The following is a 15,258-nucleotide window of genomic DNA, read 5'->3' as shown; positions in this document are numbered from 1 at the left end:
TAGCGGATTTTTATTCACTAACTTTTCGGTTAAACAAAGACCTTTTTTTATTATTACATATTTTTGTTTTAGCGAATAAACCGCTATTATTTTTATACATTGTTCTTTATAGTGCTTGTTCCTTCCAATGGTAGCCAATCATTCGGAATTAATTTCAAACCATCTCTCCAAATTTCTGTAACTGAATTTCTAAATCTGTCATTATTAAGATAAGCATGGTCTGTAATTATAACTTGTAAATTTGGTATCAATGATTCTACCACATTAAACATAAAATCAAACATCTTATTTACAGCTATTTCATCTGCACTTACTTCAACAACATTGTCGCTCTTTTCTGGTGGATAGTAAACTTGAGTTGGTTGGTCAATAATTATAAAATTTGGAACAGGTCTGTCGTTTTGAATAAAATGTTTATGAAGAGCAAATACAATAAGCAAGTGATATGCAACCCAATTAGCACCACTACCAATTTGTGGCAAAGCAATAGGCTTATTTTCAGAATCAATGAACATCGTTAATCTATTTATATCAAACCTAATTGGATCATCCTCATATTCTACATCTAAATCTTCTACCCATTTGCTCATTTGAAGGTTTATTTTATTTAATATCGACAATAACATTTCTTTTTCGTTATCGCTATCAACTTCTTTTTCTAGATTAGTAATTCTTGTTTTTAAATTTTCAATTTTTGAATCAATACTTTCAGTTTCTTGTTCGACAACAATACTTTCTAAAAACAAACTTACTCGACCAATTATTTTCCCTCTTCGTAAATTCAAATCTCTTACGGTTCTTGCTTTTTCATTTTGAATATAAAGCGCAGAAATACTCTTTTCAATTTTTCTTAATTCTGTTTCTACGGAATGATATTGCGATTCTACGGAATCGATATAAGATTGTATTCTTGGGCTTTCAGCTTTGGTAAACCTTAGGTCTTCTCTAATATTTGCTAAGGACTTATTTATGTTATCTATTGAAGGTATTGGGTTATTCAACTCATTTTCACATAATGGACATAATGATTTATCTTTACTAGTGTCCTTATATAAATTAATTGATTCAAGTCGTACTTCTTGTTGTTTTGCTTCTGAGGTATAACCAAAAGAGTTTTTTAGATAATCTGTTGCTGCTTTTTTATTGTCAGATATTTTACTTAACTCAATTTTTAGTTCACTTCTTTTATCTATAAGTTCTTTTAGTGCAGAGTTTTCCGCTTTAACTTCTAATGGCTGATATTCCCACTTTGATACATATTCCAAAAATGAATAAGCATCTTTTTGGTTTTTAGGGTTGACTGACTTTTCTAATATGCCAATTTCTTTTGCCTCATCAATAAGAGAAAAGGCTTGACTAATCCCTTCCGCTTTTATTTTCTCAGATTCTCGTTTTTCTCTTAATAACCTATTTAATAGTTTTTTAAGTTGTGTTATTTCGCTTTCTATAGCTAGAGAATTTTCATTTACTGCTCCTAAAAAATATGGAAGAGTATCTTTTATGGATTGAGAAACAAACTCTTTATTTTGATTGTAAAATAGTTGATAAGGGTCAGCAACCAAATATTGAGGTTGGTAACAATAAAAACGTGAATGCTTAAAATTAGCTTTTAATGGTTCTCTAGTTAATGAATCTGGAACGTGAACATTTTCTGAAACACCAATTTTTCTAGTCAAAAATTCTTTTAGAGAGTCAATGTTTAAATTAGAATTTAACTCTTCTAATTCAGGTAAGTTTTTTCCTGAATTCCTTATTAAACAAACTGTTGATGATGCTTGAATACCTTTTATATTTGGGTTTTCACGTGCAATAAAAGCTGTCTCAGAATCTTTAAATCTAACTAGAATACTAAAATATGATACAGTATCTCGTATTATTCCTTCTGGAATATCACAACCACTTGAAGCTAGGCAATAATTGATTATTTCAATCAATGCAGATTTACCCGATTTTGATTCTCCAGTTATTATGTTGACTTTACCAATTTCAAATTGTAAAACTCGTTTTTCTCCACTATGACTATATAGTATGATTTTTTGTATTTGCATATTTATGGCGTGATTCTTAAAAATGAATAAATTGACTTAACATCACTAGTTGAAGATAGCCACTTTCCCAGCATTTCTGCTTTTTTTAATATTTCATTATATTCTTGATAATCGTCTTTATTTATTTTTTTTACTCTTTCATCACTTGTAATGATTTCTGCATTATCATTGAATTCTATTTTATTATGAGCTAAAAGAAAAGACAAAGCCTCTTTGGTATATTTAACCATACTTCTTGTGCGTTTTGAAAAATCAAAAAATAAATCATCATTTTTCTCAACCCAAACGAAGAAATAGGTTCTTACTGACCTTGGCATACGTTCTCTAGTTGCTTTGTGCAAAACTATTGGCAAAATTATAAATGCATAAGCATAAGGGAATTTTGAATTCGTATGTTTATTGTATTCTTTAGCACAAACTCTAATTATTTCTCCGCAAAAAGCAGGATTAAAAAGATTTGCAACTATAGTGTTTCGCTCTGTCCAACTTATGTTCATATTTTATCTTTAAAGTTTGGATGCCAACCTATTTTTTTAGAGTCAGCAAGTATTTGGTAACTTCCTCTAGTTAAATAATCTTGATTAAATTTTTCTCTTATTTTAATTTGAGGACAAGTTTTTGCGAACTGTTCCAAATAGAAATCTTTTCCTAATTCCGTTAGTTCATCCAAGGATTTATCTTCTGCTTGGTCACTCATAATGTCGAATATGTTTTTCCAATAATCGTGTAATTTTAAATCATATTCTTCTTCTTCATCTGGATTTAACAGGTGTAGTCGTAACCATTTTGAGCGCTGTTCAAACGCTCTTCTAAAATCACTTATTGCAAGTTTTAAAGTTTTTGAATTAGCTTTTATTTTAATTAGCTCTAGTTGTTTTAAAAAGTTTCTTTCTTTTAAGTTTTCAACGTCCTCATCAGTTATTTCCAACTGAACAGGAAAGTGATTAGGAAGATTGTCTGCTTGAAAAGAATCACTGATATTAGCTATTTTAAGTTGTAATTCGCTCGAACTGATAAAATCAATTTGAGATGTCAAATTGTCTATAGATTTTCGAAACCACCAACCTTCTAAAATTTCAAGAAACGCATCTATCGTATTTGGGTAAGTAGAAAAAATCAACTCTTTTTTTATTTTATCATTGATTTCAGTTATCCCAATTGAATTATCTAAAATTCGAATACGCTTAATTAGATTCTTTTTGTTTTCTATGGATAAATTTTGATAAGCTAAGTAAGCTTTTTCATTAGTCTTATTGGTGGATTCAATTGCTATTTTGTCTAGAATAGTAATTATTTCTACAACCTCACTATCTAAAGTTATGTTTTTTTTGAACTTATGAAGTACACTAGAATTTGGAATTTCTTCTGTTGTTATTAGGTTGAAAATTGTTGAGTCCAAATCTATTGTTCCATTATTTATATACTCTGACCATATTCGAATAGTTTTCCAGAAATCTACACTTGAGTCTGTAAGATTTGCTTTATTCTTAATATGTAATTTTGTTTGTAAAAGTTGCAAAGTGTTAATGTCTTCAATTTCAATATCGTCTAAGTTTTCAATTCTGACTTTCGGATTGTCGAGTTCTTTTGATTGATTTAATAGAACTAATAAAGCGTATTTTATTTGATAGAAGTAACCTAAAGACGGTTCTTTAGCAGAAAAGTCAGTAATTGTTGTTGTCATAAATCTAAATTTCGTTCATTTAATTAAGTTTTTTCTGCATTGTATAAAACTTGTTATATACAAACAAATAGCTTGTATATCTAGTTTATATTTCTGGATAAGAGAAGTTTTACCTTGACATAACCTTTTTAATTATTACTTACTTAGTATATTCTTACAGAAAAGAAAAAAACAAGACTATTACTTTATCATCAATACTTGATTTGATACATGTTTTAGAGTCTAGCAATTTTGTATATCAATAAAAGAAGTTAAACATAGCAAGTTAACTGCCATAAATATAAAAATATAATTCTATTTTTATATAAATATGAAATAAAAAAGCTTTCCTTTTGATAGTAAGAAAAGCTAGATGTCTTTAGAAGTCTAAATTACTTCCTAAGTTTTTTAAGAATTCATGAATACCTTGTCTTAAAATTTTAGGAACATTTGAAATTGGCTTTTGATCCGGGAACTTTTCAAGTTCAGAGATTGGAATTAACGTGAAATATAAGTTGTCATTTGCTCTTTCCCATTGGGCAAAAACATATTCAATACCAGGATTAATAACGATTTGTTCTTTAAAGGTTATTGTTCCCGCATATAACGGACTGTCAGGGTGAAATTTTTCTTTATTTATAATAAGTTTAAGTTTTAATTCATTGGTTTCAGAATTAAAATAAGTTTTAGGGTTAGATACTTCTTTAGGGACGATAATTTCATCTTTTATTTTCAATAATTTAGGGTTGTAATCATAGCCTTCAATCCAGCCTCTAAAATCTTTCTTTAGAATTAATAGGTTATAGTTTTCTAAAGTTTCTAAAGCTCTAATGAATTTTATGTAAAGGTTTTGTCCTAGTATATTTCCATAGTGTTTTTTTAAGGTGTAAAAGTTCATTTCTAAACAGTTCTTTAAAACACCCTTTTCAAAATTAGATAGTTTTTTCCAGTTTTTATTCTCAATAGCTTCATCCAACTTCTTTATTAATTCGTTGCGCTTTCTTTCTTGTTCTAAATGAAATTGCTGTTTTTGAACTTCTTTACAATGATTGCATTTAAAAGACTGATAATAGCGACTGTGGAATTCTCTTATAGTTTGATTAAAACTAGATTGACTTTTTGCTTCATGCTTTTCAAATGAATGGCAATGATCACAAAATAGATAAAAAGTTAAAGTACTGTAAGTAGCTGTTGTTTTAGTTAATTCGGATTGAGAAATAGCATACTTTTTTTTAATTGCTTTAGGAGCATTTACAAACTCAGTTTCGTTAAGTTTCCAATATTGTTGAAGAATTTCTTTTTCTAAGTCAGTACAGTTTTCTGATAACTGTAATTGAACGTTGGCGATTTGTTTGTTTTGATTTTCCATGATATAAAATGAATAAAAAAGCGTGGAACTGGATCTTATCGGTCTTAGGGGTCTCGCCAGAAACCTTTCCTCCAAATAAGAACAGCCCACGCAAAACGTGGGCGTCTTAACTTTGATATTGGAGGAATTAATAACCTGGCGAGTTTCTAAAACCAAATCAAAAGCTAAACGCTTTATAAATTAATATGTCTTTTTACATCTGTAAATCTCTTGCAAGATACTACAGATATTTTAAATGTTATGTTGTTTTTATATAGTTTTCTAAGGCTTTGTTGATGATGTTTTTAATGCTTTCGTCTTCGTTTAAGGCTTGTTGTTTAATCTTTTTAAGTAGGTTTTTATCTAGGTAAAAAGAAAACTGAACTTCTTCATTTTCTTTAGCAGGAATAGGAACTACCTTTTGAATCATTTTCGCTTGATTATTAGCCTTAGCTTTATTGATTAGATCGTTGAAATTTTGTTTTTCCATAATGCTAGAATTGTAGTTTTATATAAATGTGGATGTATAGAATTATATGAGTTTTGTTAGCACTTCTTTTGTTAGGTTGTCTAATTGCTTTTGAGCATTTTTATCATTCTGAACACCACCAACCAAAACTGAACGAGTAAAAGCAACTAAGTCAGATATGTGAGTTTTGGCAATAGGAATATTGTATTCTTCTAGTCCAATCAAAATATCTAAGGTTAAAGTGGTGTTAGCTTTTATCATGTTGAAAACAATTAATGTTTTATCAGCTTTATTTTCGTTTTCAATGAGCTCAATAGTACTTTTAATGGCTAACAGATCTAACACACCAGCTTTTGTAGGTATGATGATTAAATCAGCTAATTGAATAAGCTCAGGTAATTGACTGGATAGGTAAGGAGGAGTGTCGATAAAAACGAAATCATACTCCAGATTTTGAATTTCATTAATCTTCCCTTTATAAGGAATAATGTCAAAACCAGAAGCTAATTCTTTAACTTGAGATAAACTACCTTGTAAATCTAAATCAAGAATAGCTACTGAAGCGTTTTCAGATATGTTTTGAGCTAGGTTAAAAGTAAGTGTCGATTTACCTACACCACCTTTTTGATGTGTGATTAAAATAATTTTTCCCATATTAATCGTTATTTTTCCATTGTTGATATTGTTTGAGTGCTTCAGGGTTCTTTTTGAAAAATTCTTGGATATGATTCGTTATTTCTTCACGCCCTTTTATATAGTTAGTTTCCTCTACATTTTTAAATTTTTGATATTGATAGAAATTTATTGAAATACTCAAAAGACAGATAATGAAAAACGAGCTGAATAAAACTATCATCCACTTTGGAACAATGATGGTTTTATTCAGTTTGTTTTGAAGTGTACGAATTTGATTTTGTTGTTCTTTTAAGTTAGAAGTTAGTTCACTGTTAAACTCTTTAAAAACTGATTGAATTTGAGAAGTGTCAACAGTAAGTTTGTGATTTTTAATTTTATCAGTGTCTTTACTTAATTGATTTACTGCTTTTTGAAAACTTTCAATTTCCTCGATGAGTAAAGCAGTTATTTCTTCGATTTTAGCCATAATTATTTTGTTATAGAGATTTGTTTAAGAGTAGCTTTTGTAATTTCTAAGAATTTACTTTTGAGTTTGTTTATAGATAAACTTCTATGTACTTCGCTACCTTTTAGATTGATGTTGTTAAGTTGATATCGGAATCCTTGAAGTTGATTAGATTTATTTATTACAGGTTTAACCTGGATGTTAAATTGTTTCATTTGATTGATATACTGCTGATAACTCTCAGGATGGAAAAGCTTAAATGAAAGCTCATGCTTTTCTTTGATATATTTTCTAATTTCTTTTAAGTTCTCTAATTTCTGTTCTTTGACCTGCTTAACAGTTTGTAATTCTAGTTTTTTTGCGACTTTTTCTGCTGTTTTTTGTGAACGTTTTCCAATAAAATTGTCTTTGTAAGCAGTTCCATTAAAATCGATTCGATTCACATATAAATGAATATGTTTATGATTTTTGTCGTTGTGAACAAATGCGATTGCTTGATGATTTTCTAATTTTAAGTCCTTAACAAATTCTGATGTTATTTTATTAAGATCTTTTAAGTCTAGTTTTTTACCATCTTCAATAGTCGGACTAATAACAAAACTGAAAGTATTACGTTCGCATTTATCATTCATCGATTGAATGATTTTAAACTCTTCAGTAATTTCTTTAGGAGTTTCTCCAGCTAGACTTTGCTTGTAAACTATCTCAGCATCTTTTTCTTGATTCCAACCATATTCAATGGAAGCTTTTGTATGTGATATTGCTTTTCCTTTACCAATCATTTTTTAAAATTTTTAAGATGATTTTTTATTTCATCAGCAGTTTGATACACATTTTTGTATAAATCAGGATGCCTCTTTTTGATTAAATTCCCAATAGATTTAAAGTTATTATGATACTGAACAAGCATTTTGTAAAGAGAAATTTGTTCATCTGTTAATCGTTCAGAAATTACTTTTTCATTTGCAGATTTTCTACAAAACTCACTTAGAGTTAAACCAGCTCTTTTAGCTTTTACTTTTAAAAGCTTTTTTTCGTAAAGAGTACATCTAAATTCAATTTTATGATTTTTCATAATGTTGCTCAACTTTTGCGACCATAGGGAGAAAAAGCGAGATTTGTCCTGACAAGGACACATCTCGAAATACTAACTAATCTTCTTTTTGTAGTTAATTAAATAATCATTTAAATCGTTGTGATTTTTATAGTGAATTCTACAGTCAATTAGCTCTTTAGATACTTTTTCTTGAAGGTGTTTTAGAGCTTTGTTTCCAGCTTCATCATTATCAAAAAAACATTTGGTTTTGGAATAATCTTTAATTAGTTCAGGAATCTTTTGAATAAGAGAAGTAGAATTCAAAATGATAAAATTTTCATTCGGAATTATTTTTTTTAAAGTCAAATAAGAAAGAAAATCAGACCAAGATTCAAATAAGGATATGACATCAGAATTATTATTTATGGTTGTAATACTTTTTTTACCTAAGCATCCTTTAAAGAATTTGTTTCTAATTTCTAGTCCTCCAAAATCATTCATAAATCCAATTCCATAATATTCTTTTTCAGAATCAAAAGAGTAGTGGACTTGAAATAAAAAATGCTTAGCATATTCAATATTTATTTTCCTTGATTTCAAATACTCTATCAAAAAAGAGTTAGTTAATTCTTCTACTTTTTTAATAGAGTATTTAGGCTTGATTTTAACTTCTTGTAAGTTTTTATGCTGGTGAAAAGAAAAAGTATTATTACTTAACAGATTTAAAGAATCTTTTAGGGAACAATTATTGTACTTCATTATAAAATCAATTATTGTTCCTCCTAATCCTTCCCCGAAATCATACCAAATATTTTTAACAGTATCTACTTTAAATGAGGGTGAATTTTCACTCCTAAATGGAGAGCAAAACCAAACTGCATTAATGTTTGTTTTCTTGGGAATAAAGCCATTGTTTTTTAGATAGGAAACAAGGTCTATTTCTTTTGCTTTTTTACAGTTCATGATTAAGTTTTTTATACACTATATTTTTTTTATAAAATGATGAAACGATGCGGGAACGTTCTGTGTCCCTCTGTTTATAGGTTCTGTAGCTTGTCATCATTTTGTCATCGTTTCATCACTTTTGATTTTATTTTGTCATCACTTTTGAAAATGATGACAAAGTGATGACAAAACGATGACAGCCTGTACCCTTTGTCTTTACTGACTTATAGATGAATAAAAGTTAGTCTGTCATCGTTTCATCAAAATTTTTCTGTAAAAAATCTTTTTTTACAGAAAAGTACCTTCCTTTTGATTCTGTTAAAACAATTTCACCGTCACTTAAAATTGTAAATTTTCGATATTGAAGTGAGTTTTTTTGATTGGTTAATTTCCAGTCTTTTTTTAGTAAGGATCTTAATTGAGTTTGATCAGTTTTCACTCTCGTTTTATTTAACCCATTTAATAAATCCATTGGAACAAATTCAACAGAATCTAAGTCGTGTTTTTCGATTACACTGATTAGTAGTTGAGCCAACTCTTTTTCAACTCTGTTTCTATTATTATTCACAAGTTTTTTTAGAGCAGGAGTGTATATTTGTTTTGCAGTAAACCACATTCTAGTTTTTCTTTCACTGGCAAATTTTCGTTTTAAAGTGAAATCTAGAAAAGCGGGAATTTCATCTATTAATTTGTCTATAAAATTAACGTCTTCAGTTTTTATTTTTGGAACTTTAATTACCCAAAATCGAATTTCGTCTGCATCAATTTTAATAAAGGAGTCTTCTTTGTTGCTACACATGATAAACTTTCCAAAAAAATCTACTTCAAACCTCTCTTTTCCTTTAGCTTCTATTTTGTTTTTATTTGAAGTTGAGAGGTATTTAATTTTTTCGGTGATTTCTTCTTTTTGAAAAAAGGCTTCGTCTAAACCTAATATTAATTTATTGCCCCAGTCTAAATTGAAGTTGCTGTTTAAAGAATGACTATCGAGATAACTCATATTATGACCAAAGACTTCTTTTAAGTATTTTAAGAATGAGCTTTTACCTGTTGAACGCTCTTTGCTTACAAGGCATAATACAGGAAGTGTTTGTGTTGGGTTTTCATATAATAGTTTAAAATAGTCAAGTCCAAGATCTAATTGTTTACCAAATATGTGTTTGAAAAAAGTTATCGTATTATTAAAACTTCCTGTCTTTGGTAGATGTTTTAAAGGGGAGTATGTATTGTAAAAACCATGTATTGTCTTTGAAAAATTAATGTGATTAGGGAAGCATATGCTTCCATCGTATTTAGGGATTTTGGTTAAATAATTCCTGTTATAATCTTGAATAATGGTATTTCTATCCCATTTAATGAGGATCTCATTGAATTGATTATTAATCGTTGGTACTTGAACAATTTTAAAATAAGACGTACCAATTCTTAAGTATGGTATTTCTTCCATAATTTGTTTAAGAATTAACCGTATATTTGTCTTATACGGTAGTTAATACTGTTTTAGAAAATATTTAAAGCGTAATGGATGAGAGCCATTACGCTTTTCTTTTGTATTTGAAGTTTTTCAATGTTTGATCTTCATTGAAAATTTGGTAGTGGTGGATTAGTTTTTTACGAGGACCAAATTCTTGAGCTTCTATAAAACCAGAAGTAACGTAATTTCGAATACTTTGATAGTCGACGTGTAGTAAATCTGCAACTTGATGATAGGTGTAGTATTTGTTAGTGTAGTCTTCTTTAGGAGCATTTTTAATATCTAAAACAATTTTCTTTAGTTCAGATAATTGATTATAAATGTGCTTGAAAGGATCTCTGTATGTATTGTCCATAATTGCTGTTTTTATATTTTATTAGTGCAATCATAGACATTGTTGTATACAGTTTAGTAAAACTGTATAAACTGTTTTTTACTTATTACTATTGATTTTATCTAAGAACTGTAATTTTTCAAAATATATCGCTGAATCATCATCTAAAAAAAGTTCTTCTTTGGTGTATAGTTTTATAATCTGAGTTGCATGATTGTAGTCAAAATTAACGTTTAAACTCTCCTCAAATAAATTATGAACTTCTTTGTACTCTTTAAATTTAATTAGTTTAAGAGAAATTAATTTACAAATTAGGACTGGGATATATTTCTTTTTGTGAGTACTTCTATTATGTACCCAGTTATAGTTTTCATTAATAATGTTATGTTCTTTTAGAAGTTTTTGACATTTATTAAATGAGTCTTTATTCTTAAAATAAGAGTGGATTTTGAGATTTGAATTAGATTTTAAGTTAAATTCAGTCTTAATTATTTTTCTTATCATCCAAATACAAAATATCATACTTAAAATGATAAACGAAAGACATGTATAATTAAAAAAGTCGTTTTTATGATTTAAATCCCATAATTGTTTAATAAACACAAAAGGAGCAATAAAAAAAGCAATAACAAATGTGAGTTTTATTCTATCAGAATTAGGGTTCCAGTTAAGATCTTCGTTTATTATATAATTGAGTATATATGGTGCGTACTTTTTAGTAACAATATGCGTGAGTATTAATGCTAGTATTCCAATAATTGTAAAAAAAGAAAAATAATATGGTGTCATAATTTTATGTGTTATTAGTGTTAATAATCATAAAAGTATTAACTTTGGTAATGAACAGCAAATTAAAGTTTTGACAATAAGGAAGTTTGAATTATCAACGCGATTATCAACTCAAAATAAAAACCCTTACAAACACTAGGTTTATAAGGGTTAAAAGTGGAGACGCCGAGAATCGAACTCGGGTCCAAACAAGTAGCTCAAAGGCTTTCTACATACTTAGTTTTTGTTTAATTTTCGATTAAGACCTGACCAAAAACCGTCCAATCTTAACTTAGCTTCTTAAATTTCGAAAACCTATCGAAGCACTAAGTTTTCTATGTCTACTTTTACGATGCCCATAAATGAAACGCCGTAAACCAAGGCTTTTCGTGGACATTTAGCTTGCGCACCTTGTGCGCCGAGGCTCTATCTTACTATTAATTCAGATTAAGCAGCTAAAGCGTAGTTATCTTCGCCGTTTAAATGTTTGAAATAAGTTTAACGAGTTGTCATTTCACTCCTCGGTATGCTTACATTTTCACTAATCTTGCTGTCAAAACCAGTCGTCCCCAATATGTCAAAGATGCTATAAGTATCCTTGCAAAAAATATACCAGATAATCTTTGTAATTCTATGCAATTTCGTTTGGCAGCAATATAAAACAATACTGCTGAAACAAGAGGATGCAAATATAAAAAAATACTACTTGTACAATCATTTTAAAACAAGTATTTTCGCTGCAATTGTTATAAACTATAACATTATATGTAAAATTGTTTAATTTTAATACAAAGATCAATTATGAAATTCGGAATTATTAAAGAACGTAAAAATCCACCAGATAGAAGAGTTGTGTTTTCTCCAGAAAAATTGCAAGAGTTTAAAGAACAGTTTCCTCAAGCAGAAATAGTCGTGGAAAGTTCCGATATCCGAGTTTTTTCTGATGAGGCTTACACAAAAGCAGGTTTTGAAGTAACCAATGATGTTTCTGATTGTGATGTGTTATTAGGAGTAAAAGAAGTTCCTGTAGACAATTTAATTCCAAATAAAAAATATTTTTTCTTTAGTCATACGATTAAAAAGCAACCATATAATCGTAAGTTGTTAAAAGCAATGCTTGATAGAAATATAGAAATGTTTGATCATGAAACCATTATTGAAGAAAATGGAGCTCGTTTAATTGGTTTTGGTCGTTATGCAGGTTTGGTAGGTGCTTATAATGGTTTTAGAGCCTTAGGCATACGTGAAGGATTGTTCAACTTACCCAAAGTAGAAACGTTACCCGATTTAGATGCTGTAAAAGTTGAATTAGATAAAATAACTTTACCAAACATCAAAATTTTACTAACAGGAACAGGAAAAGTAGCAAAAGGAGCCCAAGAAATTTTAGATCATTTACAAATTAAACAAGTAAGCGATGCTTTATATTTAACAAGTGAGTTTACTGAACCAGTATATTGTATAACCGATGTTATGGAGTATGCCAAACGAAAAGATGGTAAAGTAGGAGATAAGTTTGAGTTTTATAAAGATCCAACAGGGTACGAAAGTAATTTTATGGCGTATGCGAAACAAACTGATTTCTTTATAGCAGGGCATTTTTATGGAGACGGAGCTCCGTATTTATTTACACGTGAAGATGTAAAACATCCTGAGTTTAGAATAAAGTATGTAGCAGATATTTCATGTGATATTGATGGACCAGTAGCAACAACACTTCGTGCGTCAACAATTGCAGACCCTATTTACGGTTACAACCCAGAAACAGAATCAGAAATTGACTTTAAAGACGAAAAAGCCATTACAGTAATGGCGGTTGATAATTTACCTTGTGAGTTACCAAAAGATGCAAGTGAAGGTTTTGGAGAAATGTTTTTGGAGCATGTAATTCCAGCATTTTATAATGATGATAAAGACGGAATTTTAGCTCGATCAAAAATGACAACAAATACTGGTAAATTAACCGAACGATATGCATATTTGCAGGATTACGTAGACGGAAAAGAATAACACTTAATAACTCCCGCTTCAGCGGGATTTTTATTTAATATGATACCAGACAAACAGTTCTTAATTGATACAGCAAACATGAGAATGCCTTTTGGTAAATACAAAGGAACGTATTTAATTGACATTCCTGAGTATTATATTGTTTGGTATAAGAATAAAGGATTTCCACAAGGGAAACTAGGCACAATGCTAGAGCTAGTTTACGAATTGAAGTTAAACGGACTAGAAGACATTTTACGAAAGATTAGAAGATAATTTGCGAGTTAAAAATTTTTCTAAAAGTAAAACAGTGACAATTCCTAAGGTATAAGCTACTAAATCACCAATACTAAAAGTAGCACCAAATACGATTACTGCTAATCGGTTATTTTCTAAACCGAGAAATTCTAGAAGAGGAGTTAACTGTAAAAATTCTACTAAATAAGCAAAAATTAGTACTGAAACTCCAGTGTTTTTATCAGAGAAGTTAAAGAAAGCTTTCACCAAATAAAAAAGTAAGATAACGACTAAAAAGTCACCAAAAGTATGTCTTATAAATCCTGAAGTTTGAGCTATTATAATTTCTAACAAAAGAAGAAATATAAAGGCAAGGAAGTATTTTATATTTAATTTCATAATCATATTTTAAGCAAACTATTACATAATATAATAGTTTGCTTATTTATTGTTGTTAATTAACCGTTTTGCCAATCTATTTTTCTTGAAGCATACATCACTGAAGCAAGAATTATAAACAATCCTACACTACCTACCAAAAGAGCATAATTTTCTAGTTGAATAATTACAAAAATAAAGGCATATAATGTGGTAAGAGAAGCTCCAATAAATAAGGGGAATTTAACACCCTTTAAAATGGATTTCGAATACAAAGAAATTAGCAATACCACAGCTATTGATGCTATTACATAGGCTTTTAAAAAGCTACTATGTTCAGAAATAGAAATAAGTAAAGTATAAAACATGGTTAAGGCAACACCAATCATTAAATATTGAAAGGGATGAATGGAAATTTTACTCATGGTTTGAATTAGAAAGAAAATTAAGAAAGTAAGTCCAATAACCAAAAAGCCATATTTAGCAGATCGTTCACTTTTTTGATACTCATCTACAGGAATCATAAAGTTTACACCAAAAGCATATTCTTTTAAGTTAGGAATTCCGTTAAAAGATTGTTGAGAGAAAGGTCTATTTATATCCAGTATTTTCCATTTAGCATTAAAGCCATTTTCAGAGATTTTGTCGGAGTTAAAAGGAAGGTATTCTCCAATAAAATTAGCGGTTTTCCAGTCAGAATTTATATGAACAGTTGTTTCTTTTCCGATAGGAATAAAACGAATTTGTTTGCTACCATTGATGCTTAGTGATAGATTAAAGTTCGTGTCTGATTTTTTAGGAAGGTCTTCTTCATTTAAAAATTTACTTTCTAATTTATGAAGGTTTAAATAGTTGTAGTAGGCTTTTTCATTACTAGCATCATCTTCATATTTAGAAGTAAAAGCGTAGTTGTTTTTATTCAGTTTTATTTCAACTAAATTGTTTACTCCCTTTAAATTAGAAGTTTTAATAATTAAGCGAGCTTTGTTCCAAAGTATGTCTTTTTCATTAATATCTTTTTCACTAAAATCAGGTGTTGTAAAACTGCCATCAATATCTATTTTACTATTATATACAGCTGTTTTATAAATACCACGCTTTTTCTCTTCAGGGTTTATAGAAGATTTCACATTTAGTTTCTTCGGAAAAAAGTAGGCATACTTGATTTTTTCTTCGATCTCGGTTTGAGTTTCTTTTGTCTTTTGATTTCGAACAAATTTCTCTTTATAAGTTTTGTAGGGAATTTTTAAAATAGGTCCATATAGCAAGACCTCTTTACCCCATTTTTGATTGATTTCTTGTACAACTTCTTGCTGTCGATTCATTCGCTCAACAATTAAGCTTTTAATGAAGGATAAAGGAATTAAAAGAATGAGAATTAAAAATCCAATCATTAACATTCTAGCTGTGATTGATGTTTTTACCCACTTTCCGAATCTTCCGTTTTGTTTGTTTGATATTTCCATAGTTTGTTGTTTTAAAAGAACT

Annotated in this window: 17 protein-coding genes and 1 other RNA gene; 2 read left to right on the top strand and 16 right to left on the bottom strand. The window is 29.0% G+C overall.

Annotated features, from left to right (window positions below; genetic code table 11):
* Nucleotides 1-92: 92 nt before the first annotated feature.
* From ABMY20_RS00910 to ssrA, 14 genes are all read right to left on the bottom strand, one after another.
* Entirely contained in the window at nt 93-2,048 is a 1,956-nt protein-coding gene (locus ABMY20_RS00910; RefSeq protein WP_349264392.1) for a DUF3732 domain-containing protein, read from the bottom strand.
* Nucleotides 2,049-2,050: 2 nt separating this feature from the next.
* Nucleotides 2,051-2,545, bottom strand: a complete 495-nt coding sequence (locus tag ABMY20_RS00905) for a three component ABC system middle component (protein ID WP_349264391.1) — start codon at nt 2,543-2,545, stop codon at nt 2,051-2,053.
* A complete protein-coding gene (locus tag ABMY20_RS00900; RefSeq protein WP_349264390.1) occupies nt 2,542-3,732 on the bottom strand; it encodes an ABC-three component system protein in 1,191 nt (396 codons plus the stop codon). Before ABMY20_RS00900 ends, ABMY20_RS00905 begins: the two co-directional genes overlap by 4 nt.
* A gap of 358 nt (nt 3,733-4,090) precedes the next feature.
* On the bottom strand, nt 4,091-5,080 hold the full coding sequence (locus tag ABMY20_RS00895) for a hypothetical protein (RefSeq protein ID WP_349264389.1): 990 nt from the start codon (nt 5,078-5,080) through the stop codon (nt 4,091-4,093).
* Nucleotides 5,081-5,318: 238 nt separating this feature from the next.
* Nucleotides 5,319-5,549, bottom strand: a complete 231-nt coding sequence (locus ABMY20_RS00890) for a hypothetical protein (protein ID WP_349264388.1) — start codon at nt 5,547-5,549, stop codon at nt 5,319-5,321.
* 42 nt (nt 5,550-5,591) lie between these two features.
* A complete protein-coding gene (locus tag ABMY20_RS00885) occupies nt 5,592-6,182 on the bottom strand; it encodes a ParA family protein (protein WP_349264387.1) in 591 nt (196 codons plus the stop codon).
* Nucleotide 6,183: 1 nt separating this feature from the next.
* Nucleotides 6,184-6,630 (bottom strand): DUF6730 family protein, encoded by a 447-nt coding sequence (locus ABMY20_RS00880; RefSeq protein WP_349264386.1) that lies wholly within the window; start codon nt 6,628-6,630, stop codon nt 6,184-6,186.
* 2 nt (nt 6,631-6,632) lie between these two features.
* Complete coding sequence (locus ABMY20_RS00875; protein WP_349264385.1) at nt 6,633-7,391, bottom strand: relaxase/mobilization nuclease domain-containing protein; 759 nt, start codon at nt 7,389-7,391, stop codon at nt 6,633-6,635.
* A complete protein-coding gene (gene mbpA, locus ABMY20_RS00870; RefSeq protein WP_047790877.1) occupies nt 7,388-7,684 on the bottom strand; it encodes a mobilization protein MbpA in 297 nt (98 codons plus the stop codon). Before mbpA ends, ABMY20_RS00875 begins: the two co-directional genes overlap by 4 nt.
* 72 nt (nt 7,685-7,756) lie before the next feature.
* On the bottom strand, nt 7,757-8,608 hold the full coding sequence (locus ABMY20_RS00865; protein WP_349264384.1) for a toprim domain-containing protein: 852 nt from the start codon (nt 8,606-8,608) through the stop codon (nt 7,757-7,759).
* A 223-nt stretch (nt 8,609-8,831) separates the two neighbouring features.
* A complete protein-coding gene (locus tag ABMY20_RS00860; protein WP_349264383.1) occupies nt 8,832-10,037 on the bottom strand; it encodes a primase-helicase family protein in 1,206 nt (401 codons plus the stop codon).
* Between the two features lie 88 nt (nt 10,038-10,125).
* Entirely contained in the window at nt 10,126-10,419 is a 294-nt protein-coding gene (locus tag ABMY20_RS00855) for a hypothetical protein (protein WP_159296636.1), read from the bottom strand.
* 78 nt (nt 10,420-10,497) lie between these two features.
* Entirely contained in the window at nt 10,498-11,187 is a 690-nt protein-coding gene (locus tag ABMY20_RS00850; protein WP_349264382.1) for a hypothetical protein, read from the bottom strand.
* 154 nt (nt 11,188-11,341) lie between these two features.
* Nucleotides 11,342-11,737, bottom strand: a transfer-messenger RNA (tmRNA) gene (gene ssrA, locus ABMY20_RS00845).
* A 230-nt stretch (nt 11,738-11,967) separates the two neighbouring features.
* Between ssrA and ABMY20_RS00840 the strand changes: the two genes are divergently transcribed.
* Nucleotides 11,968-13,176 (top strand): NAD(P)-dependent oxidoreductase, encoded by a 1,209-nt coding sequence (locus ABMY20_RS00840; protein ID WP_349264381.1) that lies wholly within the window; start codon nt 11,968-11,970, stop codon nt 13,174-13,176.
* 39 nt (nt 13,177-13,215) lie between these two features.
* The gene (locus ABMY20_RS00835; RefSeq protein ID WP_047789880.1) at nt 13,216-13,431 is read left to right on the top strand and encodes a DUF3820 family protein; all 216 of its coding nucleotides are present in this window, start codon (nt 13,216-13,218) and stop codon (nt 13,429-13,431) included.
* Here ABMY20_RS00835 and ABMY20_RS00830 read toward each other — a convergent pair.
* Together ABMY20_RS00830 and creD are read right to left on the bottom strand one after the other, a co-directional pair.
* The gene (locus ABMY20_RS00830) at nt 13,411-13,791 is read right to left on the bottom strand and encodes a DUF2809 domain-containing protein (protein WP_349264380.1); all 381 of its coding nucleotides are present in this window, start codon (nt 13,789-13,791) and stop codon (nt 13,411-13,413) included. The genes ABMY20_RS00835 and ABMY20_RS00830 overlap by 21 nt on opposite strands.
* A gap of 59 nt (nt 13,792-13,850) precedes the next feature.
* Nucleotides 13,851-15,236: a cell envelope integrity protein CreD gene (gene creD / locus ABMY20_RS00825; RefSeq protein ID WP_349264379.1), complete on the bottom strand. Its 1,386-nt coding sequence runs from the start codon at nt 15,234-15,236 to the stop codon at nt 13,851-13,853.
* Nucleotides 15,237-15,258 lie beyond the last annotated feature (22 nt).

The organism is Tenacibaculum sp. SSH1-16, assembly GCF_040104435.1.
GTDB lineage: Bacteria > Bacteroidota > Bacteroidia > Flavobacteriales > Flavobacteriaceae > Polaribacter > Polaribacter mesophilus.
This window is presented reverse-complemented; position numbering and strand designations above follow the sequence as displayed.

Excerpts from the sequence above, each read along its gene's own strand:
- ABMY20_RS00885 (WP_349264387.1), bottom strand. The coding sequence starts at position 6,182 with ATGGGAAAAATTATTTTAATCACACATCAAAAAGGTGGTGTAGGTAAA.
- ABMY20_RS00890 (WP_349264388.1), bottom strand. The coding sequence starts at position 5,549 with ATGGAAAAACAAAATTTCAACGATCTAATCAATAAAGCTAAGGCTAAT.
- ABMY20_RS00860 (WP_349264383.1), bottom strand. The coding sequence starts at position 10,037 with ATGGAAGAAATACCATACTTAAGAATTGGTACGTCTTATTTTAAAATT.
- ABMY20_RS00905 (WP_349264391.1), bottom strand. The coding sequence starts at position 2,545 with ATGAACATAAGTTGGACAGAGCGAAACACTATAGTTGCAAATCTTTTT.
- ABMY20_RS00880 (WP_349264386.1), bottom strand. The coding sequence starts at position 6,630 with ATGGCTAAAATCGAAGAAATAACTGCTTTACTCATCGAGGAAATTGAA.
- ABMY20_RS00835 (WP_047789880.1), top strand. The coding sequence starts at position 13,216 with ATGATACCAGACAAACAGTTCTTAATTGATACAGCAAACATGAGAATG.
- mbpA (WP_047790877.1), bottom strand. The coding sequence starts at position 7,684 with ATGAAAAATCATAAAATTGAATTTAGATGTACTCTTTACGAAAAAAAG.
- ABMY20_RS00910 (WP_349264392.1), bottom strand. The coding sequence starts at position 2,048 with ATGCAAATACAAAAAATCATACTATATAGTCATAGTGGAGAAAAACGA.
- ABMY20_RS00895 (WP_349264389.1), bottom strand. The coding sequence starts at position 5,080 with ATGGAAAATCAAAACAAACAAATCGCCAACGTTCAATTACAGTTATCA.
- ABMY20_RS00850 (WP_349264382.1), bottom strand. The coding sequence starts at position 11,187 with ATGACACCATATTATTTTTCTTTTTTTACAATTATTGGAATACTAGCA.
- ABMY20_RS00840 (WP_349264381.1), top strand. The coding sequence starts at position 11,968 with ATGAAATTCGGAATTATTAAAGAACGTAAAAATCCACCAGATAGAAGA.
- ABMY20_RS00900 (WP_349264390.1), bottom strand. The coding sequence starts at position 3,732 with ATGACAACAACAATTACTGACTTTTCTGCTAAAGAACCGTCTTTAGGT.
- ABMY20_RS00865 (WP_349264384.1), bottom strand. The coding sequence starts at position 8,608 with ATGAACTGTAAAAAAGCAAAAGAAATAGACCTTGTTTCCTATCTAAAA.
- ABMY20_RS00830 (WP_349264380.1), bottom strand. The coding sequence starts at position 13,791 with ATGAAATTAAATATAAAATACTTCCTTGCCTTTATATTTCTTCTTTTG.
- creD (WP_349264379.1), bottom strand. The coding sequence starts at position 15,236 with ATGGAAATATCAAACAAACAAAACGGAAGATTCGGAAAGTGGGTAAAA.
- ABMY20_RS00855 (WP_159296636.1), bottom strand. The coding sequence starts at position 10,419 with ATGGACAATACATACAGAGATCCTTTCAAGCACATTTATAATCAATTA.
- ABMY20_RS00875 (WP_349264385.1), bottom strand. The coding sequence starts at position 7,391 with ATGATTGGTAAAGGAAAAGCAATATCACATACAAAAGCTTCCATTGAA.